This window comes from Streptomyces sp. WELS2 (assembly GCF_013870595.1).
Lineage (GTDB): Bacteria > Actinomycetota > Actinomycetes > Streptomycetales > Streptomycetaceae > Streptomyces.
This window is the reverse complement of sequence record NZ_JACBWZ010001087.1, coordinates 1-1,802: the sequence shown is the minus strand read 5'-3', so window position 1 is coordinate 1,802 and position 1,802 is coordinate 1. Positions and strand designations below refer to the sequence as shown.

Here is a 1,802-nt window from a genome sequence, read left to right as displayed (position 1 = left end):
GCGGTGGCCGTCGCCGGGTCGGTCGGGGTCGTCAGGTCGGCGCGGGAGAGCACCGGGGACCACTGCTCGCCCTTCGCCCCCGCGTCCATCGCCTCGTTGGCCAGGCGGTCGGCCTGCTTGTTGCGCTCGCGCGGGATCCACTCGTAGGTGACCTGGTCCGGCGGGAAGACCGAGCGCGCCTCCATGGCCAGGGGCTTCATGTCGGGGTGCTTGATCTTCCAGCGGCCGGACATCTGCTCCACGACGAGCTTGGAGTCCATGCGGACGCGTACCCGCGCGCCGGGGTCGAGGGCGTGCGCCGCACGCAGGCCGGCCAGGAGGCCGCGGTACTCGGCGACGTTGTTCGTGGCGGTGCCGAGGTACTCCGCGGCCTCGGCCAGCGTCTCCCCCGTCACCGCGTCGCGCACCACGGCCCCGTAGCCCGCGGGCCCGGGGTTGCCCCGTGACCCGCCGTCGGCCTCCACGACGAACTCCCGCACGTCCCGCATGCTCGCCCCCAGGTTTGTGAAAGACCCGACTCGCTCAGAGACCCGACTCGGCCGTGCGCACCAGGATGCGCCGGCAGTTCTCGCAGCGGACCACGGTGTCCGGGGCCGCCGAGCGGATCTCGTTCAGCTCGGTGATGGCCAGCTCCTGCCGGCAGCCCTGGCAGGTCCGCGCGTACAGCTTGGCCGCGCCGATGCCGCCCTGCTGGGCGCGCAGCTTGTCGTACAGCTTCATCAGGTCCTCGGGCACGGACGCGGCGACGACCTCGCGCTCCTTCGTCACCGAGGCGACCTCGCCGTCGATCTCCTCGAACGCCGCGTCCCGGCGCCCGGTGGCGTCGTCGATCTTCGCCTGGACGGAGCCGACCCGCTCGGTCAGCTCGTTCACCCGCTCCTGCGCGGCCTCGCGGCGCTCCATGACCTCCAGGACCACGTCCTCCAGGTCGCCCTGCCGCTTGGCGAGGGAGGCGATCTCGTGCTGGAGGTTGGACAGGTCCTTCGGCGAGGTGACCGCGCCGGAGTCCAGCCGCTGCTGGTCACGGGCGGCGCGCTGGCGCACCTGGTCGACGTCCTGCTCGGCCTTGGTCTGCTCGCGGGCGCAGTCGCTCTCCTCGGTCTGCGCGGCCACGAGCAGGTCGCGCAGCTGTGTGAGGTCCTTCGTCAGCGAGTCGATCTCGGCGTGCTCGGGCAGCGACTTCCGCTTGTGCGCGAGCTGCTGGAGGCGGACGTCGAGGGCCTGGACGTCGAGGAGTCGGATCTGGTCGGCGGGCGCGGCGTTCAGTTGGGGGCTCCCGTGGGCTAGAGGGTGTCGGTGGACGCCGCGTGGGCGGTCCAGGGGTCGGTGACCGTCTTGGAGACGTGGACCCGCAGGTCCCAGCCGTTGCGGTCGGAGATCTCGTCGAGCTGGCTCGCGGCCAGCTCGCACCAGGGCCACTCGGTGGCCCAGTGCGCCGCGTCGAGCAGCGCGAGGGGGCTCGTGGCCACCGCCTCGGAGGCCGGGTGGTGGCGCAGGTCCGCGGTCAGGAAGGCGTCGACGCCGGCCGCGCGGACCTGGTCGAAGAGGCTGTCGCCGGAGCCTCCGCTGACGGCGACCGTGCGGACGACGGCCTCGGGGTCGCCGGCCACCCGGATGCCCTGCGCGGTGGCGGGCAGACGCACCACCCCCTGCGGGCGAAGACGGCGGTGACGGCGCATCGGTTCCGTCCCTGCGGCCGTCTCCCCGTACCTCCGCGGTCAGGCGGCGGCCGTCTCCCAGTGGCCGCGCGCCCGTTCGCCCGCCTCCGGTCCCGCGCCCAGGCGGTCCAGGCCCAGCAGGGC

2 protein-coding genes and 1 pseudogene are annotated in these 1,802 nt (G+C 73.7%); all 3 read right to left on the bottom strand.

Annotation, left to right across the window (positions count from 1 at the left end; all coding sequences use genetic code 11):
* On the bottom strand, window positions 1-479 hold a 479-nt coding region (locus H5J33_RS33905; RefSeq protein WP_181798507.1), incomplete at its 3' end, for a reverse transcriptase-like protein.
* Between the two features lie 43 nt (window positions 480-522).
* Window positions 523-1,266 (bottom strand): zinc ribbon domain-containing protein, encoded by a 744-nt coding sequence (locus tag H5J33_RS33900; protein ID WP_181798506.1) that lies wholly within the window; start codon window positions 1,264-1,266, stop codon window positions 523-525.
* A 17-nt stretch (window positions 1,267-1,283) separates the two neighbouring features.
* A pseudogene (locus tag H5J33_RS33895) lies at window positions 1,284-1,643 on the bottom strand (Nif3-like dinuclear metal center hexameric protein); the annotation flags it as partial.
* Window positions 1,644-1,802: the final 159 nt, after the last annotated feature.